Annotated in this window: 1 protein-coding gene and 1 pseudogene; both read left to right on the top strand. The window is 49.4% G+C overall.

All coding sequences use genetic code 11. The annotated features are described in order from the left end of the window. The coding region (locus tag R8N49_RS28390) for an ABC transporter permease (RefSeq protein ID WP_318190601.1) at nucleotides 1–401 on the top strand (401 nt) is incomplete at its 5' end. Next, nucleotides 398–621: pseudogene (locus tag R8N49_RS28385) on the top strand (ABC transporter permease); the annotation flags it as partial. The gene R8N49_RS28390 and the pseudogene R8N49_RS28385, both read left to right, overlap by 4 nt.

Here is a 621-nt window from a genome sequence, read left to right as displayed (position 1 = left end):
ACTGGCCGATGGAAGGCAGTCTCGTAGTCATGTTACTGGCTCAATTGGTCACCGTTGTTGCCTGTATCATTATGGGCGCACTGTTTTTCTTTTTATCGATGGACCCTGCCCGCGCAATGAGTTTTGCTGGTGCGTTTACTGCGCCAAGTTTTGCTTTTATGGGGATTACGTTTCCAGTTTCCGACATGAACACGCTCGCTCATGCTTGGCGCTCACTATTACCTATCACCCATTACATCGAAGTTCAGGTTGGTCAGGCAAGCTACGGAGCCTCAGCCGCTCAATCGTTTAGTGCTTTGTGGCCAATGATCTGGTATGTGGTGCCACTCTTACTGACAGCCGCATTCATTCATAAATACCGAGCGGCAGCACTGTCGACTCAGAAAAGGGAGGCAGCATGACACTCTGGCAACTGATTAAAGCAGAGATTCGCGCTGTGCTGACCACCCCCGTCGTCACATTAACTGTTTTTGGTGGCGTGGTTTTTTATTCGTTTTTGTATCCACTGCCATACGCACAACAAACCCCGAGAGAGCAGCCAATTGCGGTCGTAAACCTAGACGGAAGCCAAACCAGCCTAAAGTTAGAGCGTATGGTCGATGCGACACCTCAAGTCAAAAT

It is taken from the genome of Vibrio sp. 1978 (assembly GCF_033344345.1).
This window is presented reverse-complemented; position numbering and strand designations above follow the sequence as displayed.